Source organism: Chromohalobacter sp., from assembly GCF_039830575.1.
GTDB classification, from domain to species: Bacteria; Pseudomonadota; Gammaproteobacteria; order Pseudomonadales; family Halomonadaceae; genus Chromohalobacter; species Chromohalobacter israelensis.
The window spans coordinates 53,246-78,279 of record NZ_JBDOOX010000017.1; the positions used below are offsets into that span (position 1 = coordinate 53,246).

The 25,034-nt window shown below is 64.8% G+C and carries 25 protein-coding genes, 1 other RNA gene and 1 pseudogene; 13 read left to right on the forward strand and 14 right to left on the reverse strand.

The annotated features are described in order from the left end of the window. Window positions 1-37: 37 nt before the first annotated feature. Window positions 38-490: a ferric iron uptake transcriptional regulator gene (gene fur, locus ABGX75_RS15790; protein WP_011508387.1), complete on the reverse strand. Its 453-nt coding sequence runs from the start codon at window positions 488-490 to the stop codon at window positions 38-40. Between the two features lie 78 nt (window positions 491-568). On the opposite strand from fur, the gene ABGX75_RS15795 reads away from it, so the two are divergent. Continuing rightward, window positions 569-1,000, forward strand: coding sequence for an outer membrane protein assembly factor BamE (locus tag ABGX75_RS15795; RefSeq protein ID WP_035414427.1), 432 nt, complete (start codon window positions 569-571; stop codon window positions 998-1,000). 15 nt (window positions 1,001-1,015) lie between these two features. On the opposite strand, the gene ABGX75_RS15800 is transcribed toward ABGX75_RS15795, so the two are convergent. Then, window positions 1,016-1,333, reverse strand: coding sequence for an RnfH family protein (locus ABGX75_RS15800; RefSeq protein WP_347411007.1), 318 nt, complete (start codon window positions 1,331-1,333; stop codon window positions 1,016-1,018). Further along, on the reverse strand, window positions 1,320-1,760 hold the full coding sequence (locus ABGX75_RS15805) for a type II toxin-antitoxin system RatA family toxin (RefSeq protein WP_011508390.1): 441 nt from the start codon (window positions 1,758-1,760) through the stop codon (window positions 1,320-1,322). Before ABGX75_RS15805 ends, ABGX75_RS15800 begins: the two co-directional genes overlap by 14 nt. A gap of 130 nt (window positions 1,761-1,890) precedes the next feature. Between ABGX75_RS15805 and smpB the strand changes: the two genes are divergently transcribed. Next, the gene (gene smpB / locus ABGX75_RS15810; protein WP_011508391.1) at window positions 1,891-2,364 is read left to right on the forward strand and encodes an SsrA-binding protein SmpB; all 474 of its coding nucleotides are present in this window, start codon (window positions 1,891-1,893) and stop codon (window positions 2,362-2,364) included. A gap of 71 nt (window positions 2,365-2,435) precedes the next feature. After that, window positions 2,436-2,815: a transfer-messenger RNA gene (gene ssrA / locus ABGX75_RS15815) on the forward strand. A gap of 79 nt (window positions 2,816-2,894) precedes the next feature. Here ssrA and ABGX75_RS15820 read toward each other — a convergent pair. The 3 genes from ABGX75_RS15820 to ABGX75_RS15830 all read right to left on the reverse strand — a co-directional run bounded on the left by ABGX75_RS15820 (window position 2,895) and on the right by ABGX75_RS15830 (window position 4,380). Continuing rightward, the gene (locus ABGX75_RS15820; protein WP_128691497.1) at window positions 2,895-3,755 is read right to left on the reverse strand and encodes a glycine betaine ABC transporter substrate-binding protein; all 861 of its coding nucleotides are present in this window, start codon (window positions 3,753-3,755) and stop codon (window positions 2,895-2,897) included. Between the two features lie 153 nt (window positions 3,756-3,908). Next, complete coding sequence (locus ABGX75_RS15825; RefSeq protein WP_035414421.1) at window positions 3,909-4,118, reverse strand: hypothetical protein; 210 nt, start codon at window positions 4,116-4,118, stop codon at window positions 3,909-3,911. A gap of 46 nt (window positions 4,119-4,164) precedes the next feature. Then, window positions 4,165-4,380, reverse strand: a complete 216-nt coding sequence (locus ABGX75_RS15830; RefSeq protein ID WP_043558684.1) for a hypothetical protein — start codon at window positions 4,378-4,380, stop codon at window positions 4,165-4,167. 285 nt (window positions 4,381-4,665) lie between these two features. Between ABGX75_RS15830 and ybiO the strand changes: the two genes are divergently transcribed. Then, window positions 4,666-7,038, forward strand: coding sequence for a mechanosensitive channel protein (gene ybiO, locus ABGX75_RS15835; protein WP_347411008.1), 2,373 nt, complete (start codon window positions 4,666-4,668; stop codon window positions 7,036-7,038). A 139-nt stretch (window positions 7,039-7,177) separates the two neighbouring features. On the opposite strand, the gene ABGX75_RS15840 is transcribed toward ybiO, so the two are convergent. The 5 genes from ABGX75_RS15840 to hemC all read right to left on the reverse strand — a co-directional run bounded on the left by ABGX75_RS15840 (window position 7,178) and on the right by hemC (window position 13,331). Further along, window positions 7,178-8,554: an NCS2 family permease gene (locus ABGX75_RS15840; protein ID WP_179153556.1), complete on the reverse strand. Its 1,377-nt coding sequence runs from the start codon at window positions 8,552-8,554 to the stop codon at window positions 7,178-7,180. Between the two features lie 198 nt (window positions 8,555-8,752). Beyond that, on the reverse strand, window positions 8,753-9,982 hold the full coding sequence (locus ABGX75_RS15845; protein WP_011508396.1) for a heme biosynthesis HemY N-terminal domain-containing protein: 1,230 nt from the start codon (window positions 9,980-9,982) through the stop codon (window positions 8,753-8,755). Then, window positions 9,979-11,589: a uroporphyrinogen-III C-methyltransferase gene (locus ABGX75_RS15850; protein ID WP_347411009.1), complete on the reverse strand. Its 1,611-nt coding sequence runs from the start codon at window positions 11,587-11,589 to the stop codon at window positions 9,979-9,981. The genes ABGX75_RS15845 and ABGX75_RS15850 overlap by 4 nt, the downstream gene beginning before the upstream one ends. A 45-nt stretch (window positions 11,590-11,634) precedes the next feature. Continuing rightward, a complete protein-coding gene (locus ABGX75_RS15855) occupies window positions 11,635-12,390 on the reverse strand; it encodes a uroporphyrinogen-III synthase (RefSeq protein WP_347411010.1) in 756 nt (251 codons plus the stop codon). Then, the gene (hemC, locus tag ABGX75_RS15860) at window positions 12,387-13,331 is read right to left on the reverse strand and encodes a hydroxymethylbilane synthase (protein ID WP_035414409.1); all 945 of its coding nucleotides are present in this window, start codon (window positions 13,329-13,331) and stop codon (window positions 12,387-12,389) included. Before hemC ends, ABGX75_RS15855 begins: the two co-directional genes overlap by 4 nt. A 183-nt stretch (window positions 13,332-13,514) precedes the next feature. On the opposite strand from hemC, the gene argH reads away from it, so the two are divergent. The 7 genes and pseudogenes from argH (at window position 13,515) to ABGX75_RS15895 (ending at window position 19,718) form a co-directional block, all read left to right on the forward strand. After that, window positions 13,515-14,918, forward strand: coding sequence for an argininosuccinate lyase (gene argH, locus ABGX75_RS15865; protein WP_011508400.1), 1,404 nt, complete (start codon window positions 13,515-13,517; stop codon window positions 14,916-14,918). Then, a pseudogene (locus ABGX75_RS15870) lies at window positions 14,918-15,028 on the forward strand (lipoprotein); the annotation flags it as partial. The gene argH and the pseudogene ABGX75_RS15870, both read left to right, overlap by 1 nt. Window positions 15,029-15,129: 101 nt before the next feature. Continuing rightward, window positions 15,130-16,386 carry a diaminopimelate decarboxylase gene (gene lysA, locus ABGX75_RS15875; protein WP_347411011.1) on the forward strand — a complete coding sequence of 419 codons (1,257 nt, stop codon included), beginning with the start codon at window positions 15,130-15,132 and terminating at the stop codon, window positions 16,384-16,386. After that, window positions 16,386-17,219: a diaminopimelate epimerase gene (gene dapF, locus ABGX75_RS15880; RefSeq protein ID WP_347411012.1), complete on the forward strand. Its 834-nt coding sequence runs from the start codon at window positions 16,386-16,388 to the stop codon at window positions 17,217-17,219. The genes lysA and dapF overlap by 1 nt, the downstream gene beginning before the upstream one ends. A gap of 125 nt (window positions 17,220-17,344) precedes the next feature. Then, window positions 17,345-18,064 (forward strand): DUF484 family protein, encoded by a 720-nt coding sequence (locus tag ABGX75_RS15885; RefSeq protein ID WP_347411013.1) that lies wholly within the window; start codon window positions 17,345-17,347, stop codon window positions 18,062-18,064. Continuing rightward, window positions 18,048-18,944: a tyrosine recombinase XerC gene (locus ABGX75_RS15890; protein ID WP_110061583.1), complete on the forward strand. Its 897-nt coding sequence runs from the start codon at window positions 18,048-18,050 to the stop codon at window positions 18,942-18,944. Before ABGX75_RS15885 ends, ABGX75_RS15890 begins: the two co-directional genes overlap by 17 nt. Window positions 18,945-18,968: 24 nt before the next feature. Further along, window positions 18,969-19,718, forward strand: a complete 750-nt coding sequence (locus ABGX75_RS15895) for an HAD family hydrolase (protein ID WP_035414401.1) — start codon at window positions 18,969-18,971, stop codon at window positions 19,716-19,718. Window positions 19,719-19,721: 3 nt separating this feature from the next. Here ABGX75_RS15895 and yihA read toward each other — a convergent pair whose 3' ends face one another. Continuing rightward, the gene (yihA, locus tag ABGX75_RS15900; protein WP_011508407.1) at window positions 19,722-20,345 is read right to left on the reverse strand and encodes a ribosome biogenesis GTP-binding protein YihA/YsxC; all 624 of its coding nucleotides are present in this window, start codon (window positions 20,343-20,345) and stop codon (window positions 19,722-19,724) included. A 262-nt stretch (window positions 20,346-20,607) separates the two neighbouring features. On the opposite strand from yihA, the gene ABGX75_RS15905 reads away from it, so the two are divergent. After that, window positions 20,608-21,240, forward strand: coding sequence for a thiol:disulfide interchange protein DsbA/DsbL (locus ABGX75_RS15905; protein ID WP_035414398.1), 633 nt, complete (start codon window positions 20,608-20,610; stop codon window positions 21,238-21,240). After that, complete coding sequence (locus tag ABGX75_RS15910; protein ID WP_035414397.1) at window positions 21,233-22,048, forward strand: endonuclease/exonuclease/phosphatase family protein; 816 nt, start codon at window positions 21,233-21,235, stop codon at window positions 22,046-22,048. The genes ABGX75_RS15905 and ABGX75_RS15910 overlap by 8 nt, the downstream gene beginning before the upstream one ends. 12 nt (window positions 22,049-22,060) lie before the next feature. Here ABGX75_RS15910 and nuoN read toward each other — a convergent pair whose 3' ends face one another. Together nuoN and nuoM are read right to left on the reverse strand one after the other, a co-directional pair. Continuing rightward, window positions 22,061-23,491 (reverse strand): NADH-quinone oxidoreductase subunit NuoN, encoded by a 1,431-nt coding sequence (nuoN, locus tag ABGX75_RS15915; protein WP_011508410.1) that lies wholly within the window; start codon window positions 23,489-23,491, stop codon window positions 22,061-22,063. After that, window positions 23,488-25,029: an NADH-quinone oxidoreductase subunit M gene (gene nuoM, locus ABGX75_RS15920; RefSeq protein WP_347411014.1), complete on the reverse strand. Its 1,542-nt coding sequence runs from the start codon at window positions 25,027-25,029 to the stop codon at window positions 23,488-23,490. The genes nuoN and nuoM overlap by 4 nt, the downstream gene beginning before the upstream one ends. Between the last annotated feature and the right edge of the window lie 5 nt (window positions 25,030-25,034).

Below are 25,034 nucleotides of genomic sequence, written 5' to 3' on the forward strand. Positions count from 1 at the left end.
TCATCTTGCCGGGGCAGACTATTTTACAGGGCATGGGCTATTTCTTGCCGGGCCCCGCACCTTCCTGACGCGTCACCTTGGAGCCCTTGGGTCGCACGTACAGCACCAGGGCATGATCGACGAGCTCGAAGCCGTGCTCCTCGGCGATCTCGCGCTGGCGGCGTTCGATGGTGTCGTCGAAAAACTCGATGATCTCGCCGCTTTCGAGGCACACCATGTGATCGTGATGTTCCTCTTGCGACAATTCGAACACGGCATGTCCGCCATCGAAGTTGTGGCGAATCACCAAGCCGGCGGTTTCGAATTGGGTCAACACACGATACACGGTCGCCAGACCGACATCGTCGCCCGCGTCCAGGAGCGCCTTGTAGACATCTTCGGCGCTGAGATGGTGTTGGTCCTGCGTACTTTCGAGAATTTGCAGGATCTTGACACGCGGCAAGGTGACTTTTAAGCCTGCCTTGCGCAGTTCATGGTTCTGGTCGGCCATGGTTGCGGTTGCTCTTCGCAGTATCGTGGTAGGTCAGGTATGATCGACCCAGGCAACGATAGTGAATGATAGGCGCAAATGCAAAACCTGATTAAAACAGTCACCTTTTCCGTCGTCCTGGCGCTCGTCAGCGGGTGCAGCTACGTCGGCGTTTACAAACGCGACCTGGCACAGGGCAATCTCATCACCCAGGACATGGTCTCGCAACTGGAGACCGGCATGACCAAGGAGCAGGTACGCTATGTCATGGGCAGCCCCCTGCTAAAAGGCCCGTTCAACGAGGACCGCTGGGACTACGTCTTCTACCTCGACGAGGCCTATGACGATGTGGAGGAAAAGCGTGTCACGCTGACCTTCCAGAACGGCCGGCTGGCCGATATCGATCGTCATGGCAACATCGAAGACGATGTCGACCTGACACCGCAAAGTGGACCCGGCCCCGCCGTCGAAGGCAGCGGCCCCGGCGAGGGCGCCGCTGCAATGGGCCCCAGCTACGGTCCGGAAGAATAACGCCTCGCCATACGCTCAGCCACGCCCCCGGGCTCGCGCCAGCCGCGCCTGCTTGGGGTCCAGGGCGAGCGCGCGGTAGACCTCGACACGATCCCCCGCCTCCAGCACATGATGCTCCGGTGCCTTGAGCACTTGACCGAAAATGCCCAGCGGGGCCTTCTCGAAGAAAGCGGCATCCCGCTCGGGAAACAAAGACGGCAACGCCGCCTGCATCACGGCGTCGCGCGCCGACGTCCCCGGTACCACGGCCAGTGCCACCACCCGCTGACGATGTGGCTCGGCATAAGCGACCTCGACCTCGATACGCGAGGCGGTCACGTCATTGCGCGCCATACAGTGCATCCGCCCGACGCGTGAAGGCATCCACCAACTGGCCGGCGACCTGCTGGAACAGCTTGCCGAATGCCACGCCCAGCAAGCGGTTGGAGAACTCGAACTCCATTTCAAGGCTCACTCGACAGGCCGACTCGCCCATCGGCGTGAACAACCAGCGCCCGTTTAGACGCTTGAAAGGCCCACGGTCGAGCGACAGCTCGATCCGTTCGTGGGGATAGAGATCGTTACGCGTGGCCAGGGTCTGCTCCACGCTCCCCTTGGCCAGCGTCATCTCTCCCACCAGATAGCGCCCTTCTTCGTGCTCGACCACCCGGGCGCGACGACACCCCGGCAAGAACTCAGGATAACTCTCGAAATCGTTGACCAGATCGAACATCGCCTCGCAGGAATGTCTGACCAAGGCAGACCGATTGACCGTAGGCATTCACCACTCCGCTGACTTTATTGCGCCTTGCGCGTATGATGGAAGGTTAACGTCAAGGCCTTGAATGATATCACGCCTTCCCCCATTTCATGGGACTAGCGGATAGGGCGCATAGCGACATAGGGGTTCCATGGCCAAGAAAAAAGGCAATCTCGGCTCCAGTACCATCGCGCAAAACAAGAAGGCTCGCTTCGAGTACCACATCGACGAGACCTTCGAGGCTGGCTTGTCGCTGGCCGGATGGGAAGTCAAGAGCCTGCGCGCCGGCAAGGCGCAGCTTACCGACACGTACATTCTGATCAAGAACGGCGAGGCATGGTTGCTGGGCAGCCATATCACCCCGCTCAACACCGTCAGCACGCATGTCGTCGCGGATCCGTCGCGCACGCGCAAGCTGCTGCTGCATCGCAAGGAGATCGCCAAGATCTTCTCGCGCACCCAGGACAAGGGGCACACCTGCGTGCCGCTGAAGCTGTACTGGAAGAAGAACCTGGTCAAGTGCGAGCTTGCCCTGGTCCGCGGCAAGAAGCTGCACGACAAGCGCGCCACGGAAAAGGCCCGCGACTGGAATCGCGAAAAGGCCCGCATCATGCGCGCGCACTGACGCTTTATTTCGCCAGCGAGGTTGAACTGGCCTAGAACGGTCCCCACCTGTTAGACTGTAGGACGCTTTACGGGGGCGACATGGCTTCGACGCCGGTGACAATCCCTGAGGTGCATGCCGAGAGCGTAACGTATCTCGTAAATCCAACGTTACGATTAAATAGTCGCAAACGACGACAACTACGCTCAGGGCGCGCTGGCAGCGTAACAACTGCTAGCTTCTAGTCCGGCCCGGAGGTGATGTGCCCATTCATCACCGATGGGATACGAGCTCAGACTGATGGGATCGCGGTTGGCCCTGTCCTCGTGTCAGCCGCTAAAACTTAGAGGAATCGCGTCGCTGGATCCTGCCCGTCGGAGCCAGGGACGTTAAATCAGAAGACGGACCTAAGCATGTAGAGCCGATGGGTGAGTGCCGGCGGACGGGGGTTCAATTCCCCCCGCCTCCACCAAACACCGAAAAAGCCAACCCCAAGGGGTTGGCTTTTTTCGTTGCCAGGGCCGCGTGACCCTGTGAGCTCGATCGGGGGCTTACGACGCCGGCAGCCACTCCTGGACCAGGTCCTGGTTGTCCTCCACCCACTGCTTGGCGTTCTCGTAGGGGTCGGAGTCCTCCTCCTGGTTCATCAGCATGACTTCGCCCATGTCCTCGGCAGTCCACTCGAAGGCATCCAGAATGGCATAGGCCTCCGGCATGTCCTCCTCGAGCCCCTGGCGTACGATCGTATGGATCTGCTCGGCACCGCCATAGACGTTCTTGGGATCGTCCAGATACTTGAGGTCCCAGCGCGCGAACATCCAGTGCGGCGTCCAGCCGGTCACGGCGATCTCTTCGTCGTTGGCGATGGCGCTTTTCAGGGCTGCCGTCATGGTAGCGCCGCTGCCGCTTTGCAGATTCAGATCGAGATCGTACTCTTCGATGACCTTGTCGGTGAGGCGCATGATGCCGGCACCCGGATCGATACCGGTGATCTTGTTGTCGAAGTCGTCGGCATGCGCATTGAGGTCCGCAATCGAATCGACCTCGCTATCGGCCGGCACCACCAGCCCCAGCTTGGTGCCATCCAGGTTGACGCCCGTATCGACCAGTTGGTCCTTGAGTTGAGCGTAGTAATCCTCATGCGTGGTCGGGAGCCAACCGGCCAGCAGCGCGTCGGTGTCTCCAGTCGCCACTGACTGCCACATCGCGGCTGCCGACAGCGAGGACGTCTCGACTTCGTAACCGGCTTGTTCGAGCACAGCCCGCATCACGTTGGTAGACGCCACGGTAGAAGACCATTCGACATACGCCAGATTGATGGTGCCTTTGTCCTGAGCCTGCGCAGTGGTGGCCACCAGGCCAGCACCGGCAATCAAGACCATACCGGCGAGACGCATCGATCGCTGAGCCATGGGAAATGCCTTTATTGGAAGTGTGCTTCAAGCATGCCCAGAAGGAGGAGACGTTGCAAACCTTCGACCGGGTCATGCCAGGGCTGGAGACAACGATGCCACTCCCCGGACTCGCCGAAGAGTGGCATCGCATGCGAACGTCGGCCGGACTCGCTACCCCACCAGCTTCTCGTGTGACACGGCGCCGCGCGGCGCCGTGGTCTGGTGGATTGCCGACATCGCGCGCTCCAGATCATCGCTCTTGCATTTGAAGGCATGACAGTCCGCGCAGCGGATATCGTCGAGCTGCTCGTCGCCCGTGGGGATGACGAAACGCTCCCCGTGGCAGACGTTGCAACGCAGGTCGAGTGTCACTTTCAGCATTCAGATGTCCTCCCTGACATTGGATCTTCGCATGCTCGATGGGGCTTCAAGCTCGCATCCCCATGTGTCTTGCCATCGCACGCGTCTTGAGGCAGGCCTCGGTCAATGGCGTCAAGTGCTCGGCTTGGCGTTCCGCCAAGCCGAGACGCGTATCGATGAACTCACCGCAATCGATGCACGTCACCTCGTCCCATTCTCGTGCCGTGTCGGGCATGTCGAAGGCTTGACCACCACAGCGCGGGCAGGTCTTGTCATCCGTCATGTGCCACCCTCCTTGGTTTGACATGGTGTTACGGACCGGGTCGCTATCGACCACATGATCCTAAAGTGCCAGACAACCGGCACTCGTACAAGTGTGGTACAAAAAAATACCTACCTTTATACTCATGTTAATCATGGCCCATGACCAATCCATGACATTCGCTGACCGATCGATCATGCGCTCATTGCTCGACGCTCGGCGGCGAGCCACCTAGTGTTATCATTGCCAGGCAAATTCATCATAAACGATGTGGCTTCGCCACTTTCCGTACAAGGAGGTCAATGCGTGCCGACTCTACGCCTCGATACGTGGCTCAGCCGTTGGTTGCTGCTATGTCTGCTCTTCGTGATGGCACCGGCGCTGGCTCAGCAGAACACCGCCCCCGCTGACGCCGATGCCCCCGCCTATTCGACGCTGGCCGACATGCTCGAAAACGAGCAGACGCGCCAGACGATCATCGATCAGCTGCGCGCCCAGGCGGCTCAGGAAAACGCCTTAGCCGTCGAGGGCGCTCCCTCGCGCGAAGAGATCGCGGATGCCGCACCCAGCGACCAGACAGCAAGCCAGGTGTCCTTTCCCCGCCGCCTCGCCGAGGCCACCAGCAGCATCGCGGGCGATCTGGGCGGGCAATTCAAGAGCCTGGCGGCTGCGCTGGGCGGATTGCTCGGCAGTGGCGAGGCGCGTGCCAGCGGCCCGAGCTTCGACACAGGTGCCTTCTTGATCGCCGCGCTCAACCTGCTGTTCGTCGTGGCAGGCGCCTTCGTGGCCCTGTTCGTGCTGCGCAAGCTCGCCTCGCCCCTGTTCGGCAAGCTGAGCCAGTGGTCGTCGCAGAACACCGAGAAAAGTGCACTACTGCGTACCATCGTCGCGGTCGTGCTTGCCGCCGTGATCGACGTGGCCGTGGTGGTGCTGGCCTATGTCGCCGGCAACCTGCTGGCGACGTTCGCCATCGGCGAGGCCGGCAACATGGAGACGCGCTTCTCGCTGTTCCTCAACGCCTTCTTGATGATCGAACTGTTCAAGGCGGCCCTGCGCATGCTGTTCTCGTCGCAATATGCCGGCCTGCGCCTGATGCCCATCGCCTCGCCCCAGGCCGAATATTGCAACCGTTTCCTGGCCCGCCTGGCAGGCTTCATCGGTTACGGCATGCTGGTGATCGTCCCCATCGTCAATTACAACCTTTCGACGGCCCTCGGCCAGGGACTGGGCACGGTGATCATGCTGCTGGCATTGATCTATGCCGCCACTGTGATCCTCAAGAACCGCGTGACACTGCGCGACGCCCTCATGCAGCGCGCCGAGAAGGCCGACATGAGCGCCTCGCGCTTCGCCTTGCGGCTGCTGGGCCGTGTCTGGCATGTGCTGGCCCTGGCCTACGCCCTGGTGGTCTTCGCCGTCACGGTCCTGCACCCCGAGACCGCATTGCCCTACGTGCTGCTGGCCACGCTCAAGACCATCGTCATCGTCGGCATCGGCATGCTGGTATCTGGCGTGCTGACCCAGTTGATCGGTCGCCGCATTCGTCTGACCGGCGATATCCAGCGGCGCCTGCCCCTGCTGGAAAAGCGCCTCAATGCCTACGTGCCCACGTCCCTCAAGGTCATCCGCGCGATCATCCTGATCGTCGTGGCCATGTTCGTGCTCAACGCCTGGCAGGTATTCGACCTTGCCGCCTGGTATGCCTCCGAGGCGGGCGCTCACCTCGTCGGCACCACGCTGAACGTGGTCATCATCCTGCTGGTTGCCGCCGTGGTATGGGTCGGTCTCGCCAGCCTCATCGAAAACCGCCTGAGTGCGGAAACCGGTGCGGGCGAACCCTCGGCACGCGCCAAGACGCTGCTCTCGCTGTTCCGCAACGCCCTGGCGATCGCCTTGATCACCATGACGGCGATGATCGTGCTGGCCGAGATCGGCATCAACATCGGCCCGCTGATCGCCGGTGCCGGGGTGCTGGGTCTGGCCATCGGCTTCGGCTCGCAGAAACTGGTGCAGGATGTCATCACCGGGGTCTTCATCCAGCTGGAGAATGCCATGAACACCGGCGACGTCGTCACCGTCGGCGGCACCACCGGCACGGCGGAGCGCATCAGCATTCGCTCGGTGGGGATCCGCGACCTGTCGGGCACCTACCACATCGTGCCGTTCTCCTCGGTGGATACCGTCTCCAACTACATGCGTGAATTCGGCAATCACGTCGGCGAATACGGCATTGCCTACCGCGAGAACATCGACGATGCCATCGAACAGCTGCAGGCCGCCTTCGAAGCCCTCAAGGAAAGCGAGCATGGCCACAAGCTGCTCGAGCCGCTCAGCGTGGCCGGCGTCACCGCGCTGGCCGACAGTTCGGTCAACATCCGCGTGATCATCAAGACCACGCCGGGCGACCAGTGGGCCGTGGGTCGTGCCTACAACCGCCTGGTCAAGATGTACTTCGACGCCGCCGGCATCGAGATTCCGTTCCCGCACACCACGCTCTACTTCGGGCAGGAGAAGGACGGCAGCGCTCCGCCGGCCAATCTGCGCATCCTCTCCCAGAAGGGCAACGTGGTGGACAGCCAGTCACCCTCCGGCAACGCGTCGTTCTCGCCCGATGCCCCATCGGACGAGAACACCAACCCCGAGCATACCAAGCCGGACAACGACGAGACCCCGAACTGAGCCCGACGCGTCGCCGTGAATGCGGCGACGCCTGACGTCAAAGGGCCGCCCCGGCAGGGGCGGCCCTTTTTTTGGTCACGGCCTTTCTCGATCATGGCCGCCCTCGGGGCACCGGAGGCGGCCATGATCGCTCAACGGCTTATTGCGTCGTCACCAGCATGATCGCGCAGAGCACTGCCGTCACCCACATGGCCGGCTTGATCTCTCTCAGGCGACCCGTGCACAGCTTGATCGCCACGAAGCTCAGAAAGGCGAAGGCGATGCCCAGCGTGATCGAATACGTCAGCGGCATGACGATGATCGCCAGAAACGCCGGAAACGCCTGATCCATCTTCTGCCACTCGATGCGCCCCACCGGCGCCAGCATGAACACGCCCACCATCACCAGAGCCGGGGCGGTGGCGATCGCCGGCACCAGCGACAGCAGCGGCGACAGGAACAGGAACGGCAGGAACAGCAAGCCGCAAACCACGCCGACGATCCCGGTACGCCCGCCCTGGGCGACCCCCACACCGGATTCGATGAAGGTCTGCGCGGCACTGGTTCCCAACGGTGCGGCGATCATCGACGCAAAGGCGTCCACGGTCATCGAGCGCTTGAGGTTGCGAGGCTGACCGTTCTCGTCCTTGAGATCAGCGGCCTCCGACAATGCCAGGAAACACGACAGCGCATCGAAGAAGTTGGTGAACAGCATCACGAAGATGAACGGCCAATAGACCACCTTGAGCGCGCCCCAGAGATCCACCTGCCACATGACGCTGAAGTCCGGCCACGCGGCGAGACCACTCCAGGCCACGACGACATCCGCCCCCCAGAGACGCCCCATGGGTATCGCCACCAGCGTGGTGATGACGATCCCCAGTACCAGCGCGCCATTGACGCCCAAGGTGACCAGGATCGCGGTCAGCAACATGCCGACGATGAACGTGATCAAGGCCGGGTCCAGCGTACCCAGCGATACCAGCGTGGCGGGATCGTCGACGACGAAGCCGGCATTCTTGAAACCGATGAAGGTAATGAACAGCCCGATGCCGCACGTGATCCCATAGCGCAGCGAATCGGGAATCGCCTCGACGATGGCCTTGCGCACATTGAAAAAGGCCAGCAAGGCGAACAGCACCCCGGACCAGAAGACACAGCCCAGCGCCACCTGCCACGGCAGGCCCGCTCCCTGGACCAGGGTGTAGGCAAACAGGGCATTCATGCCCATGCCAGGGGCGACGAGAATGGGGTTGCGCGCATACAGCCCCATCGCCAGGCTGCTCAGGAAACTGATCAGCACCGTCGCGGAAAGCCCTGCCGAAAACGGAATCCCCGCATCGCTGAGGATCGTCGGGTTGACCACGATGATGTACATCGCCGCGAGAAAGGTCGCCAGACCGGCGAGCAACTCGGTTCGCAGGCTCGAGCCATAGCGGCGAATGCCGAAGTAGCGCTCCAGGGCGCCATCTCGCGTGGCAGCCGACTTAGAAGAAGATGATGACGTGGCGGAACGTCGGTGGGGGGTCTGCGCCATGATGATTTTCCTTTGTCTGTCATTGTTATCGTGAAGGCACCGATAACGTTATCCAGAGGTTGACCGCATGGACAAGCCTCCGGAAACACTAACGGCCCACCCGCCACCTCGATGAGGCGCCAGTGGGCCGTGACACGTCCTTCACGACGGACGATAAAAAAGGGCGCCCTAGGGCGCCCAGGAGAGCAAAACGTGCGTTTAGCGCGTGCGCTCGCTAGGCTGCGGCAACGCCGGCAGCGAGCGATCGAGCAATTCCACGCTCTGGCGATAAAAGAGCTGGCTCTTCTGATGCTCGCCCAGATTGGCGTAAAGACGTGCCAGCTCGGCACACACCACCCCGCTGGGGCGCTGACGCTGACTCGCCTCGAAATACTCCTGTGCCTTGCCCCAGTAGGCGTTGCGCAACGATAGCCGCCCCAGGGTCAACAGTAAATCGGGGTCGTTGGGTCGCTCTTGCAGCCACTTCTCGGCATAGGCCAGCTGGCGCCCCGCATCCACGTTGAGCAGCCCATAGCGCAGCACCAGACGCGTATCCCAATGCTCCTTGAGGGAATGGCGCAGCAGGCGTTCGGCGATCGCCTCCTCGCCGCCCTTGACCAGCGCCTCGGTATACAGCACCACCAGCTCGACATCGCTGCGCAGGTAGTCGGGCATATCGGCCCACAGGTTGCGCACGCGATTGACATCGGCATTCGGCTGACGCTGAACCGCCTGGAGAATCAGCTCGCGATAGGCGCGCTGCTCCAGTTCCTGACGCTCCTCCTCGGTGATCAACTGCTGCTTGTCGAGCTTGGGTAAAAGGTGACGCAGTCCTTCCCAGTCATTGACGCTGAGATAGGCCTGACGCAGCAACTTGAGCACCTGCGGATGATTCGGCAACTGCTTTTCGAGACGCGTCAGGGTCGCCAGCGCCTCCTCGAACTGTTGCCGGTCGAGCATCAGCTGCGCCTGCACCATGCCGACGGCGCTATCGGCGCCCTCGGTACTGTGGTGGGCCCGCTTGAGCAACGTATCGGCGTGATCGAAACGCCCCTGATAATGCGCTGCCAGTGCCGCGGACAGGTAATTGACCAAGGGCGTACTGGAATCGTCAGCCGCCTTGACCAGGTCCTTCTCGGCCCGCTTCCAGCGCCCCTCGGCCAAGGCGACCAGACCGCGCACGGTACGCTTCATGGCATTGCGATTGCGGGTACGGCTGTTCCAGACCTTGAGGCGGCTCACCGGGCGCCGCAGCCTGCGCAGCAGGCGTAGTGCGAAGTGCAGGACCAGGAAGACCGCCAGCAGGATCACCAGCCCCAGCCAGAACGAGGTCTGGATCGAGGTGTCGCCCACCCGCACCAGCCAGTAACCGGGCATCGACTGCATCAACTGGCCGAACAATGCACCGACGGCCAGTCCCACGACGATGAGAAGAATCAGCTTTCTCATGCGCTGTCTCCTTCATCGCCCGACGGGGCCGTGGCATCGCCGGCACCCTGCCGAGTCGCGTTGCCGTCGCTGCCATTGTCCTGGAAGCGCTTCTCGATGAAATCCTTGAGCGTCTGCTGAGACTCGCTGATATCCGGCAATTCGGGACGGATCGTCTTGTCGCGCATCGACCGGAGACGCTCGAGGGAGGTCGTCACCGCCTCGCGCTCGGTATCGTAATAGCGCTCGATCAGGGCCGTGGCCTTGTCGAGACTGGCCCGATAGAGCTTGGGTTCGGTCTTGAGCAGGGCCAGTTGCGCCTGCTCGAGCAGCAGTCGTACGTTCTGACGCAGATACGATTCCTGCTCGGGCGTCATCAGGGCTTCCAGCGCCTCGTCATGACGCCGCACGATGACGAGATCCTTGAGTTCGCCGCCCAGCCGCGCAAGCTGTTCGCGCCAGCCACCTTCCAGCGGCGAGTCGTCGGCGTTCTGAGCCGCGATCTCTTCCACGTCCTGCTTGAGCGGCAATGTCGCCAGCTGCTCCTGCTGTGCCATAAGCGCCAGATACAGCCCCGTCTGATCCACCCGGGGCACCGAATCCAGTGCCGCCAGCTCGGACTGGATCGCCCGGCGGACCGGGATCAGGGCCGGATTGTCCGCCTCGGCAAGCCGCTGGTCGGCGGCCTCGAGCAAGGCCTGGGCGCCCTGCACGTCACGCTCCAGACGCAGGCGCTGGTTGGCCAGTCGCAGCAGGTATTCGGCCTCGGCATGCAACCACTCGCGAGGATCGGCGTCCTGCTCCTCGGCCAGCTCGGCCAGCACCTTGTCCAGGTTGTCGTCGACATCCTGGCGGTACGACGCAAAATCGTCGCGCAACGACGCGAAGGCCTGCTCACGCTGATCGAGCCGATCGCGCAACGTCGCGATGGTCTGTGCATTCTCCTCGCCCGCGCTGGCCAGCTCGGCCTGTTGTGCCTGCAGGCGCTTCCAGCCATATCCCAGCCCCAGCGCCACGACGATGGCCACGATCACGGCAATCACCAGGGCCAGGATCGCCAAGCCGCGTCCACCGCCATTGCCGCCTCGCGATGGAGTCGTCGACTCACCACCGGGCGGCGGCGTGCCCTGGCCCGCCTCGGCCTTGCTCGCGCTCGTCTTGCCCGACGCACTGGCGCCGGCGGTGGACGCCGCCCCGGAAGAGTTCCCTCCGGCAGCCTTGCCTGTGCGCCTGGACGAAGCACGCGTGGCGCTTTTCGAGGACGACGAGGCCGTCTTGCCCTGCGTGCTCGACTGGGTCGACGTGTCACGCGCGGCCTGGGCATCGCGCTGTGCGGGGGACGCTGAGCGGGAGGAGGTAGACGTCTTGGAGGCGGGTGTCTCGTCACTCGAGGATGCCGTATCTCCCGACGTCGAGGCCGTCGACGCGTCACCCGACGATGCCTTGGACGACGCAGCGTCCTCCGCCGCCTTGTCCGAGGCACCGTGCGGTGCGTCGGCTACTCGGTCCGCCGTATCGGCTTTGCCCGACGTCGTGTCACGGGTGGCCGGCGACTCGGACGTCTCATCGCTGGACGTCGCCCCCTCGGCGGGCGTTTGCTTGTCATCCTGGTCCTGTCGTTTGCTCATATGTCGCTAGCCCTTTTCAAACTCATCGTGATCAACGTCGGCGTGTCACGCATCGCCTACTTCCTGTACGGCGGTCACCAAGGCATCGGGCGTCGCGCCACTCGCGACGTGCGGCGAAGCGAAGCCCATCGTGTCTGCCAGTGTAGCCAAACGCTGACTGGAAACGATTAGCGGTTTGTTCAACGCCGCCTGTCCGCACCAGCTAACCAGATGCTCGAGCAGTTCGCCACTGGTCACGATCATGGCCGTGAAGGCCCCCGAGGCCAACCAGTCGACGGTCACCTCGTCGGGCGCGGTGTAAACGCGCCGATAGAGCGCCAGCTTGGCGACGCGGGCACCACGTGCCTCGAGGGCCTCCGCCATGACCTGGCGTCCGCCCGCTCCCCCGACGATCAGGGCACGCTGACCGTCGAGCCGCGTCAGCGAGCGCATCGCCAGCAGCGCCTCGCTGGTCGTGCCCCTGGCAGGGTCGGGCACTTTCGCCTTGATGCCCAGCGTCCGGTGCAGCGTGGCCGCCGTGCTCGCGCCCACTGCATAGAAACATGGTCCCTGAGGCAGCTGCGGCCAATACCGGTCGAGCCACTCGCCCAGGCACTCCGCCGCGAAGGGGCTGGTCACGACCACGACGTCGTAGAGGTCGAAATCCAGCACGGCACCGCGCTCGACCTCGTCTGCCGCGAGCGGCTGCAGCGTCATCAGGGCCGGATGAACGGCCTCGAAGCCCGCCGTCGACAAGGCATCGACAAGGCGCCGGCCACCCTCGCCGGGCCGTGTCACCACGATGCGCGGCGGCGTGCTCATTCGCCCTGATCGTACACTTGCGCGAGAATGTCGCCGGCCCCCTGGTCGAGCAGCGATTCGGCAATGCGCACGCCCAGCGCCTCGGGCTCGTCGGCCGAGCCGCGACCTTCGGCGCGCAGGACGCGTGAGCCGTCGGGGTCGCCGACCAGTGCCCGCAACCACAGGGTGCGGTCGCCGTCCTCGAGGACGGCATAGCCCCCGATCGGCACCTGGCAGCCACCATCCAGCCGCGTGTTCATGGCACGCTCGGCACGAACCCGGGTGGCCGTTTGCGGATGATCGAGCGGTGCCAGCAATTCGAGCAGCGACTCGTCGTCATGACGGCACTCGATACCCAGCGCCCCCTGGCCGCAGGCGGGCAGGCTGACTTCCGGCGGCAGTTCCTGGGTGATCCGATGACCGAGCTCGAGCCGCTGGAGCCCCGAGGTGGCGAGGATGATCGCCTCGAACTCGCCGCCATCCAGCTTGCCCAGACGCGTCTGGACGTTGCCACGCAGGTTGAGCACCTCCAGATCGGGGCGCGCCTCCTTGACCTGAAGCCCCCGGCGCAGGCTCGAGGTGCCCACGCGCACGCCCTCGGGCAAGGCATCGAGCGAGGCGTAATCGTTGGAGACGAAAGCATCCGTGGGGGCGCCGCTCTCCAGAATCACCGACAGGCCCAGCCCTTCGGGGAAGTGCATCGGCACGTCCTTCATCGAATGCACGGCGATGTCGGCACGCCCGTCGAGCAGTGCCTCCTCGAGCTCCTTGACGAACAGCCCCTTGCCGCCGACCTTGGCCAGCGGCGAATCGAGAATCTTGTCGCCGCGCGTGGTCATCGCCACCAGCTCGACCTCGAGCCCGGGATGGAGCGCCAGCAGGCGAGCCTTGACATGCTCGGCCTGCCACAGGGCGAGGCGACTCTGACGGGTAGCGATACGCAGTGTCTGCATGGCGGGCATCGAACTCTCCTAGTGGGCGCAAGCCGCCTTGACGGCGGGGGGACAGCCCTCATCATAAAGCAGTCCCGAGGCGAGGAAAAATCCCGCGCCCCGGTGCACCTGGCGCACCCGGCGCCTCGCCAGGCGCGCCGACTCTGGTACACTCGGAGCATCATCATCTCGACCAGCAGGACGCCACGCCCGATGAGCAACACGACCAACCAATCCTGGGGCGGACGCTTCAGCGAGCCCACCGACGCTTTCGTCGCACGTTTCACGGCCTCGGTGGACTTCGACCGGCGCCTCTATCACCACGACATCCGGGGCTCGATCGCCCACGCCACCATGCTCGAGCGTGTCGGCGTGCTCACCGCCGACGAGCGCGACGCCATCCTGCAGGGGCTCGGCGAGATCGAGCAGGAAATCGACGCCGGCACCTTCGAATGGTCGGTGGACCTGGAAGACGTGCACATGAATCTCGAGGCCCGGCTGACCGAGAAGATCGGCATCACCGGCAAGAAGCTGCACACCGGTCGCTCGCGCAACGATCAGATCGCCACCGACATCCGCCTCTATCTGCGCGACGCGATCGACGTCGTCGACGCCGAGCTTGCCCGGCTGCGCGAGGGATTGATCGAACTCGCCGCCCGCGAAGCCGACACCATCATGCCCGGCTTCACGCATCTGCAGACGGCCCAGCCGGTGACCTTCGGGCATCACCTGCTGGCCTGGCAGGAAATGCTGGCCCGCGATCACGAGCGCCTGCGCGACTGCCGCAAGCGGGTCAACGTCATGCCACTGGGCGCCGCTGCCCTGGCCGGCACCACCTATCCCATCGATCGCCACATCACTGCCGAGCTGCTGGGCTTCGAGCGCCCCGCCGAGAACAGCCTCGACGCGGTGAGCGATCGCGATTTCGCCATCGAGTTCGGCGCCTTCGCCAGCGTGCTGCTGATGCACATGTCGCGCATGAGCGAGGAACTGGTGTTGTGGACCAGCGCCCAGTTCGACTTCATCGACCTGCCCGACCGCTTCTGCACCGGCTCGTCGATCATGCCGCAGAAGAAAAACCCGGATGTCCCCGAGCTGGTGCGCGGCAAGACCGGCCGCGTCTACGGCCACCTGATGGGGCTGCTGACGTTGATGAAGTCGCAGCCGCTGGCTTACAACAAGGACAATCAGGAAGACAAGGAGCCGTTGTTCGACACCCTCGACACCGTGCAGGGCTGCCTCAAGGCCTTCGCCGACATGGTGCCGGCCATCGAGGCCAAGGCGGACAACATGTTCGAGGCGGCGCGCAAGGGCTTCTCCACCGCCACCGACCTGGCGGACTACCTGGTGCGGGCGGGCGTGGCCTTCCGCGATGCGCACGAGATCGTCGGCCAGGCCGTGGCACTCGGCCTGCGCGAGAAAAAGGATCTCTCGGAGATGACCCTCGACGAGTTGCGCCAGTTTTCCGACGCCATCGGCGAAGATGTCTTCGAGGTGCTGACCCTGGAAGGCTCGGTGGCGGCACGCAACCATATCGGCGGCACCGCCCCGGATCAGGTCCGCGCCGCTGCCCAGCGCGCGCGCGACGCCCTGGCGACGCTGCGACAGGAGGCATGATGCGCTCACTTCCCCTGCTGGCCGCGCTCGGCATGGCCATGCTCACCCTCGCCGGGTGCGGCCAGAAAGGTCCGTTGTACATGCCCGATGACGAACAGGCCCGCGAGCAGTACGATCCGGCGGGTGCCTACGAGGACGACACCGCCGAGCCGGATACCGGCGACGCAGACGACGCGGCAACGCCCCAACCCGAGAGCGACGCAGACTGACGATGGATCATTTCAATTACCGCGACGGCCACCTGCATGCCGAGAACGTACCGCTGGCCGACATCGCCGAGCGCTTCGGCACGCCGTGCTACGTGTATTCGCGGGCGACCTTCACACGTCACTTCAAGGCCTACAGCGACGCACTCGGCGATCATCCCCATCTGATCTGCTACGCGGTGAAGGCCAATTCCAACCTCGCCGTGCTCGACCTGCTGGCGCGTCTCGGCGCCGGCTTCGACATCGTCTCCCGGGGCGAGCTCGAGCGCGTGCTGGCCGCCGGCGGCGATCCCGCCAAGGTGGTATTTTCCGGCGTCGCCAAGCAGGCCGGCGAAATGGCCCGCGCGCTGGAAGTGGGCATCAAGTGCTTCAACGTGGAGTCCCTGCCGGAACTCGAGCGCCTGAACCAGGTGGCGGGCGAATGCGGCCAGGTGGCAAGGGTCTCGCTGCGCGTCAATCCCGACGTCGATGCCAAGACCCATCCGTACATCTCCACCGGCCTCAAGGCCAACAAGTTCGGCATCGCCGTCGACGAGGCCTTCGCGGTCTATCAGCGCGCCGCCGAGCTGCCGAACCTCGAGATCGTCGGCCTGGATTGCCATATCGGTTCGCAACTGACCGAGCTGGCGCCTTTCCTCGATGCCCTGGACCGTCTGCTGATACTCCTCGACCGTCTGAACGAAGCGGGCATTACCATCGAACATCTCGATCTGGGCGGCGGCCTCGGCGTGCCCTATCAGGACGAGCAGCCGCCGGCCCCCTACGACTATGCCCGCGCCCTCCTCGAGCGACTCGACGGCCGCGACCTGACGCTGCTGTTCGAGCCGGGGCGCTCGATCGCCGCCAATGCCGGCGTGATGCTCACCCGTGTCGAATACCTGAAGCCCGGCGAGACGCAGCACTTCGCCATCGTCGATGCCGGCATGAACGATCTGATTCGTCCCGCGCTGTATCAGGCGTGGCAGCGCATCGTACCGGTCGATACCCGTCAGGCGCGCGAGACGGCGGTCTACGACGTCGTCGGCCCGGTCTGCGAAACCGGCGACTTCCTGGGCAAGGCACGCGAACTGGCCATCGCGCCGGGCGACCTGCTCGCGGTACGCTCGGCCGGGGCCTACGGCTTCGTGATGGCCTCCCACTACAACAGCCGCCCACGTCCCGCCGAACTCATGGTCGATGGCGACAGCGTGCAGGTGGTGCGCGAGCGCGAGACACTCGATGCCTTGTGGGCCGGCGAACACCGTCTGGCGGAGACGTCCTGATGCTGCTGCACTTCACCAAGATGCACGGGCTCGGCAACGACTTCGTGGTGATCGACCTGATCACCCAGCGGGCACGGCTCGATACCGAGCGCATTCGGCAACTCGCCGATCGCCATGTCGGCATCGGGTTCGACCAACTGCTGCTCGTCGAGCCGCCGCGCGATCCGGAGATGGATTTTCGCTATCGCATCTTCAACGCCGACGGCAACGAAGTGGAGAACTGCGGCAATGGTGCCCGCTGCTTCGCGCGCTTCGTGCGCGACAATCGCCTGACCCACAAGCGCGAGATTCGCGTCGAGACCCAGGCCGGCCCCCTGACCCTGCGCGTCGAGGATGACGAACGAATCCGCGTGGACATGGGCGTGCCGCGCTTTGCTCCCGAGGTCGTGCCCTTCGATGCCCCGGCCGATGCCCCGGCACACTGCCTGGAGGTCGATGGCGAGACCTGGGACATCGGCGTGGTCTCGATGGGCAACCCGCACGCCGTGTTGCGTGTCGACGACGTCGCGCAAGCGCCGGTGGCGCGGCTTGGCCCGCTCATCGAACGCCATCCGCGCTTCCCCCGGGGCGTCAACGTCGGCTTCCTGCAGGTCGTCTCGCGTCACGAGGCTCGCCTGCGCGTCTTCGAGCGCGGCAGTGGCGAAACGCTCGCTTGCGGCACCGGCGCCTGCGCGGCGGTGGCCCACGGTATCCGCCGTGGCTGGCTCGAGAGCCCGGTCGACGTGCACCTGCCCGGCGGCACGCTGACCCTGGCCTGGCCCGCGCCGGATGCGCCCCTGATGATGACCGGCCCGGCCACGAGCGTCTTCGAAGGACGTATCGCGTTGCCCTGACGATTCTGGTCGGAGCACGCGGATGTCGCCCATGGGCAAGCGAAAAACAACACGCTAGGCGTCCCTGAAAAGCCAGCCGCGCGACGGCGCTTTTCAGGCCTTAGGCAAGATAGGAGAACCAACGCATGTCCCAAGCCAAGGCGCCCGAACCGCGTACCACGCTCGATCCCGAGCGTGTCGCGCATTGGCTGGCCCGCCATCCCGACTTCTTCGTCGGCCGAGAGGGACTGCTTCAACAGCTGAAGGTACCGCACCCCCAGACCCAGGGCGCTATCTCGCTGCTCGAGCGCCTGGTCCACGACTTGCGCGAACGCGCCGAGACCGCCGAATGGCGGCTCGAGCACTTGCTGGAAACGGCGCGGCACAACGAAGCTCAGTACCAGCGCACCAGGTCGTTGATCCTGGCACTGCTGGAGTCGGAAAGCGTCGACGCGCTAGGCGAAGCGCTATCGACGCAACTCAGTGAACGCTTCCGCACTCAGGCGGTCGCGCTGTGGCTGGAACCCGGCACCGACGGCGCCACGCTGCAACCGCCTCGCTTCGCGCTCGACACGCCGACCCGGGCCGCCTTCGATGAGCTGCTCGACGGTCACAACAGTCGCTGCACCCGGCTCCCGCGGGATACCTGGCAACACCTGCTGCCTCACACCACGCCGCCCGACCAGCACGGCTCCTGCGCCGTGACCCGGCTGACCGTGGGCGAACCGCTCGGCTACCTGCTGCTCGCCAGCCAGGAGAGCGAACACTTCCGCGCCACGCTCGATACGCTGTTCACCGATTACCTCGGGGAAATCGTCGGGCGACTCCTCGTGCGCCTGGATGCTGCGCATGCACACCGCGGTTGAACGCTTCCTGCACAGCCTGTCGGGGCATGCCAGCCCCGCGACGCTGGATGCCTACCGGCGCGACCTGACCGCGCTGGCACGCTTTCTCGAGGCGAGCGGCATCGATGACTGGGCGGCACTCGACGTCGCCCAGGTACGCCGCTTCATGGGCGCCGAACGCACACGCGGCCTGGCGCCGCGCAGCCTCGCCCGCCGCCGTGCCGCGCTCTCGCGTTTCGCCGACCACCTGGTGCGCAGCGGCATCCTCGATCACAATCCGGTGGCACTGACCCAGACGCCCCGTCAGCCCCGGCATCTGCCACGCCCGGTGGATGTCGACCAGCTCGCGCGTTTCCTGGACACCCCGCACGACGGGACGCCGCTCGCCGTGCGCGATCAGGCCATGCTGGAACTGTTCTATTCATGCGGGTTGCGTCTGGCGGAACTCACGGCACTGGACGTCACCGACCTCGATGCACGCCGCCTGCGCGTGGTGGGCAAGGGCAACAAGCCTCGCCAGATGCCCATCGGCCGGCGCGCGCAGGCGGCCCTGGCGGACTGGTACCGGCTGCGCGGCCAGCTCGCCGGGCATGACGAGCCCGCCCTCTTCGTCGGCCAGCGTGGGGCGCGGCTGGGCCATCGTGCGGTACAGAAACGCCTCGCCCAGCTCGCCCGCGAGCGGGGTCTGGCCGAGCACCTGCACCCCCATCGCTTGCGCCACTCCTTCGCCAGTCACTTGCTCGAGTCGAGCCAGGACCTGCGTGCCGTGCAGGAACTGCTGGGGCACGCCAACCTCTCCACCACCCAGGTCTATACCCGGCTCGACTGGCAGCATCTAGCCGATGCCTACGATCAGGCGCACCCCCGCGCCCGGCGTCGCGCGCCATCGGACGACACCTGACACCGCCGCCCCGGAGAATGCCCCATGGCGATCACCGCCCTCACTTTCGATCTCGACGATACCCTCTGGGACAACCGCCCCGTTCTCGAACGCGCCGAGGCCGAACATTACCAGTGGCTCAGCGAGGCCATCGCCGCCGCCCAGACGTCACCGCAGGCATCCTTCGGGGACTGCTATCCCCTGAGCGCTTACCAGCAGCATCGCGCCGACGTGGCGCGTCGTCATCCGCTCAAGCGCGGTGACTTCACGTGGATTCGCGAGCGTGCACTGTTCGAGCTGGTAGAGGCCTACGGGCTACCCCGACTCCAGGCTCGCCTCTGGGCCGCACATGCCATCGCCCACTTCCTCGACCTGCGTCACGACCTCACGCCCTACCCGGACGTCGTGCCCCTGCTCGACGCCCTGCGGCAGCGCTATCGTCTCGCCGCGATCACCAACGGCAACGCCGACCTCAAACGGCTGGCGCTGGCCGAGCACTTTCCGGTGATGATCGCGGCGGGAGAGCTGCACGCCCCCAAGCCCGACCCGCGTGCCTTTCTCGCGGCGCTGGCACGCCTCGGCGCCACGCCATCGCGCGCCCTGCATGTCGGAGACTCCTGGCGGGAAGACGTGCTGCCGGCGCAGCGCCTGGGCATGCAGGTGGCCTGGGTCGATGCCAAGGACGAGGGCCCCCGCGCGCTGCCGCCCGGGGTCCACCGTCTCGCCCATGTACGCGAGCTGCCGGCCCTGCTCGACCGCCTGACCACGCAGGACAGCGCGCGCCAGGGAGGCTGACGCTCACTGCGCCTGGTGCAACAGCCATGCATCCATGCGCGCCCGCGCTTCATCGACGCCTTGTCGCTTGAGTGCCGAGAACAGCTGCACGCTGACCAGGTCCTCCCAGTCGGCGAGCTGACGCCGCACGGCCAGCAGCGCCGACTTGGCGGCACCCGGCTTGAGCTTGTCGGCCTTGGTCAGCAGGATGTGAACCGGCATGGCCTTTTCGTCTGCCCAGCCCAGCATCATCTGATCGAACTCGCTGAGCGGGTGGCGCACGTCCATGACCAGCATCAGGCCCCGGAGAGTGGCCCGTTCGTACAGGTACTCGCTGAGATGACGCTGCCATTCCAGCTTGACCTGATCCGGCACCTTGGCGAAACCGTAGCCGGGCAAGTCCACCAGCCGGTAGGTCTCGTCGTTCGCCAGGGTGAAGAAATTGATCAACTGAGTGCGCCCCGGCGTCTTGGACGTTCGTGCCAGCGCCTTTTGCTGGGTGAGCGTGTTGATCGCGCTCGACTTGCCGGCGTTGGAGCGTCCGGCGAAGGCCACTTCGGCGCCCTGGTCGGGCGGGCACTGGGCCAGGCCCGGAGCGCTGGTCAGGAAACGCGCGGTTTGATAATTCAGTTGCCTGCCATCTTGCATGTTGAGTCTCGACTGCGCCTGCCGCCCGCGAGCGGCGAATGATCATGAGGGGATTTGCGGCACAGTGTATCATCGCGTGGGCCTCGCGCCCTTTCCATCTCGCCCGTCGAGATGGTATCACTAAAGCCTCTGTTCATATTGACCGCTCGGGAACCCTGAGCGCCGACGCGGCTCGAACATTGAGCGAAGGTGGCGATCGCGTGCCGTCCGCGTTCCACCCGGCCCGTTCGCTCAAGGCCCGTTTTTCATCAAGGAGAGTTGCATGTTGAAGTCGTTGTTAGTGCTGGTCACCGGCATGAGCTTGTCAACGCTGGTCATGGCCGCCGACCCGGTCGCCGGGGAGGATTACACGGTGCTCGACGAGCCGGTGAAGACCGAGGTACCGGAGGGCAAGATCGAGGTCAACGAGGTGTTCTGGTACGGCTGCCCGCATTGCTACGCGCTCGAAGCGCCGCTCAATGCCTGGGTCGGCGAGTTGCCCGACGATGTCGTCTTCCAGCGCATTCCCGCCACCATGGGCGAGACGTGGACCAAGCATGCCCGTGCCTTCTACGCCGCCAAGGAACTGGGCATTCAGGAAGACATGCATAGCGACTTCTTCGATGCCATTCACGAACAGGGGCAACGCCTCACCGAACCGGACGACATCGCCGAATTCTTCACCCAGTACGGGGTCAGCAAGGACGAGGCGCTCGAGGCCCTCGACTCGTTCGGCGTCAAAAGCCAGCTCAACCAGGCCAGCGCCAAGATGCGCGGCTACCAGATCATGGGCGTGCCTGCCCTGGTCGTCGACGGGCGCTACGTGATCACGCCCAGCAGCGCCGGCGCACTGGACAACATGCCCAAGATCGCCGACGCCCTGATCGACAAGGTGCGCAGCGAACGCGATGAGTAATGCCGCCGCGGCGCCCGCCTCCCGGGCGCCTCACTCGTTACGCCTGCTGACCTGCAACTTGCAGGTCGGCATCCATACGTCGGCCTATCATCATTATCTCACGCGCAGCTGGCAGCACGTCCTGCCGCATCCCAAGCGTCAGGGGCGACTCGATCTGATCGGCGACACCCTGCGCGACTACGATATCGTCGGCCTTCAGGAGGTCGACGGGGGCAGTTTCCGGTCGGGACACGTCAATCAGGTGGAGTACCTCGCCAAGCGAGGCGGCTTTCCGCACCATTATCAGCAGCTCAATCGCAACCTGGGACGTGTCGCGCAGCACAGCAACGGGCTGCTCTCGCGCCTGACGCCCCGGCAGGTGGACGAATATCGCCTGCCCGGCACCTTGCCGGGACGCGGGGCGATACATGCCCGTTTCGGCGAGGGGCCGGATGCGCTGCACCTGGTCGTCGCGCACCTGGCGCTTGGCCATCGCACGCGTACCCGACAACTCGACTACCTCAGCGAGATCATCCAGCCATTGCGTCACGTCGTGGTGATGGGCGATCTCAATTGCACGCCGGACCAGATCAACGCGCACCAGCGCTTCTGCCATGCCCTGCCGCTGCATCCGGTGGCGATGCCGCTGTCGTACCCGGCCTGGCAGCCACGCCGCGCGCTCGACCACATTCTGATCTCCAGCGCCTTGCATGCCGAACGTTTCGAAGTGCTCGACCGGCTGTTTTCCGACCACCTGCCGGTGGCGGTGGACATTCAGCTCCCCGCCGCATGCCAGCGCAGCCTGCACGATACCGGCGCCACGCCCTGATCCCCCGCCGCGTCAGCCGGCGACCATGAACCGGACCCAATCGATCATCGGCGCGGGATAGACCCCCAGCACGACGACCAGCGCCGCCAGTCCCAGCACCACCACGCCGCCGGCACGCTGTGCCCAGTCCGTGGTGGCATCGCGCCGCTGCATGCCCGGCTCCGGCAGGAAGAGCGTCACCATCACCCGCAGGTAGTAGTAAAGACCGATGGCACTGCCGGCCACGACACCGCCGACCAGCCACCAGCGACTCGCCTCGACGCCCACCGCCACGATGTAGAACTTGCCGATGAACCCGGCGGTGAAAGGAATCCCCGCCAGCGACAGCATCATGACCGTCAGCACGGCGGTCAGGTAGGGGCGCCGCCAGAACAGCCCCCGGTAATGGTGCAGCTGGCTGGCATCCGCTCCCGAATAGGGGCTCGACAGCAGCGTCACCACACCGAAGGCGCCCAGGGTCGTCAGGACATAGGTCACCAGATAGAGCGCGGCGGTCTCCGCGGCCAGACCGTCGTTGACCACCAGCGCCACCAGCAGATAGCCGAAATGCGCGATCGAGGAATACCCCAGCAGGCGCTTGAGGTCGTTCTGGGTCAAGGCCAGCAGGTTACCCACCAGCATGGTCACGAAGGCCAGCACCGCCAGCAGGCTGTGCAGCCAGGCATCCTGCACGGGGGAGCTCTGCAGCAGGCGCAGCAACACCAGCAGCACCGCCACCTTGCTGGCCGAGGCCAGGAAGGTGGCCGCCGGGGCGGGGCTTCCCTCGTAGACATCCGGCGTCCACAAGTGGAACGGCACGATGGAGAGCTTGAAGCCCAGCCCGATGAGCATCATGCCCATGCCGGCCATCAGCCAGCCGTCGCCGCCGGCCGTGGCCAGCGCCTCGCCAAGGCCGGCGAAGTCGAGATGCCCGGTGCGCGAATACAACAGCGCCATCCCGAACAGCAGGAAGGCGGAGGCGGCTGCGGAAAGCACCATGTACTTGATGCCCGCCTCCAGCGCCCCGCGCTCGCGGTAGGTGTAGGCCAGCATGCCATAGAGCGGCATCGACAGCAGTTCCAGGCCGAAGAACAGCGCGGCCAGATGCCGGCTGCTCACCAGCGCCAGCCCCCCGGCGGCGGCACACAGCAGCAGCAGGTAATACTCCTCGCGGGGGCCCTGCGCGCCTTCCAGGTACGCATGACCGAGGGTGGCACAGGCCAGTGTGGCGATCAGAATCAACACGCCACCGAAGACCGCCAGGCCGTCCACCGTCATCAGCGGCGTCACGCTCACCGGCGCCTGCCACCACGCCACGACCTGCGCCGCCAGCGCCAGGTTGAGCCCCACCACGGTCAGAGTCGCCGTCAGCTCGTGGTGCCGACGCCAGGCGATGGTCAGCATCACCACGATGGCCGTGGCGCAGACGAGGATCAGCGGCGAAAGAGCAAGCAACGACGTCATGGCGTCTCCTCAGACATGGCAGGCGTTTGTTCCAGCGTCATGATGCGTTCGACGTTCTGCATCGCCGCCTCCGACGTGCTCAGCAACGGTGCCGGATAGAGCCCCACCCAGAGGACCAGGGCCAGCAGACCGAGCATCATCACGCCTTCGCGGCGGTCGAGTCCGCCCAGCGGGGTTTCCTCCTTGGCCGGGCCGAAGTAGACGCGCTGCATGATGAACAACGAATAGATTGCCGCCAGAACGAAGCCAACGCTCGCGATCACGACCACCCAGGGCCAGGCCCCGAAACTGCCGAACAAGACCAGGAACTCGCCGACGAAATTGGCGGTCCCCGGCATGCCCATCGAGGCCGCCACGAAGCACAGTGCGAAGCCGGGCAGGCCCTTGATGCGTCCCCAGAGACCGCCCATCAGGCGCATGTCGCGCGTATGCAGGCGTTCGTAGAGCTGGCCACTGAGAATGAACAGCCCCGAGGCCGAAAAGGCGTGCGCGACCATCAGCACCACCACGCCCTGCAGCGCCAGCTCGGTACCGCTGTAGATGCCGATGAGCACGAAGCCCATGTGCGAAATGCTCGAATAGGCGATCAAGCGTTTCAGATCATGCTGACCGCAGGCGAGAATCGCCCCGTAGAAGATGCCCAGGATCCCCAGCCCCATGGCGACCGGCGCGAACGCCTGGGAGGCTTCGGGAAACAGCGGCAAGGCGAAGCGCAGCATGCCGTACGCGGCGGTCTTGAGCAGGATCCCCGCCAGATCGACGCTCCCGGCGGTAGGCGCCTGGGCGTGAGCATCGGGCAGCCAGCCGTGCAGCGGCACCACCGGCATCTTGACCGCGAAGGCGATGAAGAATCCCAGCATCAGCCACCACGCCATGCCGTCGGAGAGTTCGTTCTGCGCGGTATGCCGCAGGGCTTCGTAACTGAAGCTGTACTCCCCGGTCGCGGCATGGTGCGCGAACACCAGCCCGAGGATCGCGACCAGCATCAACAAGCCGCTGGCCTGGGTATAGATGAAGAACTTCGTCGCCGCCTGGATGCGCGTATTGCCCGTGGAACCGCTGTGCCCCCATAGCGCGATGAGGAAGTACATCGGCACCAGCATCATTTCCCAGAAGAAGAAGAACAGGAACAGATCGATGGCGAGGAAGACGCCGACCACCCCGCCCAGAATCCACAGCAGGTTGAGGTGGAAAAAGCCGATCCGCCGGGCGATCTCGTGCCACGAGCACACCACCGCCAGCACCCCGAGCAACCCGGTGAGCGCGATCATGATCAGCGACAGGCCATCCAGCGCCAGATGCACCTCGATGCCGAAGCGCGGAATCCAGTCCGCGCGCCATTCGATGGCCCAGGCCGCGGCACCCTGCGCCGTGTTCAGGGCGAAATCGCCTTGCCACCAGACGCCCAGCACCAACGCCAGTTCGAGCAGCATGGTGCCCAGGGCGATCCAGCGCGGCGGCTGTTCACCGAGACGTTCGGCTTGCCAGCACAGCAGGCCGCCGATGAAGGGGATCAGAATCAACCAGACCAGAATCATCAGCG

Excerpts from the sequence above, each read along its gene's own strand:
- fur (WP_011508387.1), bottom strand. The coding sequence starts at position 490 with ATGGCCGACCAGAACCATGAACTGCGCAAGGCAGGCTTAAAAGTCACC.
- ABGX75_RS15795 (WP_035414427.1), top strand. The coding sequence starts at position 569 with ATGCAAAACCTGATTAAAACAGTCACCTTTTCCGTCGTCCTGGCGCTC.
- ABGX75_RS15800 (WP_347411007.1), bottom strand. The coding sequence starts at position 1,333 with ATGGCGCGCAATGACGTGACCGCCTCGCGTATCGAGGTCGAGGTCGCT.
- ABGX75_RS15805 (WP_011508390.1), bottom strand. The coding sequence starts at position 1,760 with ATGCCTACGGTCAATCGGTCTGCCTTGGTCAGACATTCCTGCGAGGCG.
- smpB (WP_011508391.1), top strand. The coding sequence starts at position 1,891 with ATGGCCAAGAAAAAAGGCAATCTCGGCTCCAGTACCATCGCGCAAAAC.
- ABGX75_RS15820 (WP_128691497.1), bottom strand. The coding sequence starts at position 3,755 with ATGGCTCAGCGATCGATGCGTCTCGCCGGTATGGTCTTGATTGCCGGT.
- ABGX75_RS15825 (WP_035414421.1), bottom strand. The coding sequence starts at position 4,118 with ATGCTGAAAGTGACACTCGACCTGCGTTGCAACGTCTGCCACGGGGAG.
- ABGX75_RS15830 (WP_043558684.1), bottom strand. The coding sequence starts at position 4,380 with ATGACGGATGACAAGACCTGCCCGCGCTGTGGTGGTCAAGCCTTCGAC.
- ABGX75_RS15840 (WP_179153556.1), bottom strand. The coding sequence starts at position 8,554 with ATGGCGCAGACCCCCCACCGACGTTCCGCCACGTCATCATCTTCTTCT.
- ABGX75_RS15845 (WP_011508396.1), bottom strand. The coding sequence starts at position 9,982 with ATGAGAAAGCTGATTCTTCTCATCGTCGTGGGACTGGCCGTCGGTGCA.
- ABGX75_RS15850 (WP_347411009.1), bottom strand. The coding sequence starts at position 11,589 with ATGAGCAAACGACAGGACCAGGATGACAAGCAAACGCCCGCCGAGGGG.
- ABGX75_RS15855 (WP_347411010.1), bottom strand. The coding sequence starts at position 12,390 with ATGAGCACGCCGCCGCGCATCGTGGTGACACGGCCCGGCGAGGGTGGC.
- hemC (WP_035414409.1), bottom strand. The coding sequence starts at position 13,331 with ATGCCCGCCATGCAGACACTGCGTATCGCTACCCGTCAGAGTCGCCTC.
- argH (WP_011508400.1), top strand. The coding sequence starts at position 13,515 with ATGAGCAACACGACCAACCAATCCTGGGGCGGACGCTTCAGCGAGCCC.
- lysA (WP_347411011.1), top strand. The coding sequence starts at position 15,130 with ATGGATCATTTCAATTACCGCGACGGCCACCTGCATGCCGAGAACGTA.
- dapF (WP_347411012.1), top strand. The coding sequence starts at position 16,386 with ATGCTGCTGCACTTCACCAAGATGCACGGGCTCGGCAACGACTTCGTG.
- ABGX75_RS15885 (WP_347411013.1), top strand. The coding sequence starts at position 17,345 with ATGTCCCAAGCCAAGGCGCCCGAACCGCGTACCACGCTCGATCCCGAG.
- ABGX75_RS15890 (WP_110061583.1), top strand. The coding sequence starts at position 18,048 with ATGCACACCGCGGTTGAACGCTTCCTGCACAGCCTGTCGGGGCATGCC.
- ABGX75_RS15895 (WP_035414401.1), top strand. The coding sequence starts at position 18,969 with ATGGCGATCACCGCCCTCACTTTCGATCTCGACGATACCCTCTGGGAC.
- yihA (WP_011508407.1), bottom strand. The coding sequence starts at position 20,345 with ATGCAAGATGGCAGGCAACTGAATTATCAAACCGCGCGTTTCCTGACC.
- ABGX75_RS15905 (WP_035414398.1), top strand. The coding sequence starts at position 20,608 with ATGTTGAAGTCGTTGTTAGTGCTGGTCACCGGCATGAGCTTGTCAACG.
- ABGX75_RS15910 (WP_035414397.1), top strand. The coding sequence starts at position 21,233 with ATGAGTAATGCCGCCGCGGCGCCCGCCTCCCGGGCGCCTCACTCGTTA.
- nuoN (WP_011508410.1), bottom strand. The coding sequence starts at position 23,491 with ATGACGTCGTTGCTTGCTCTTTCGCCGCTGATCCTCGTCTGCGCCACG.
- nuoM (WP_347411014.1), bottom strand. The coding sequence starts at position 25,029 with ATGATTCTGGTCTGGTTGATTCTGATCCCCTTCATCGGCGGCCTGCTG.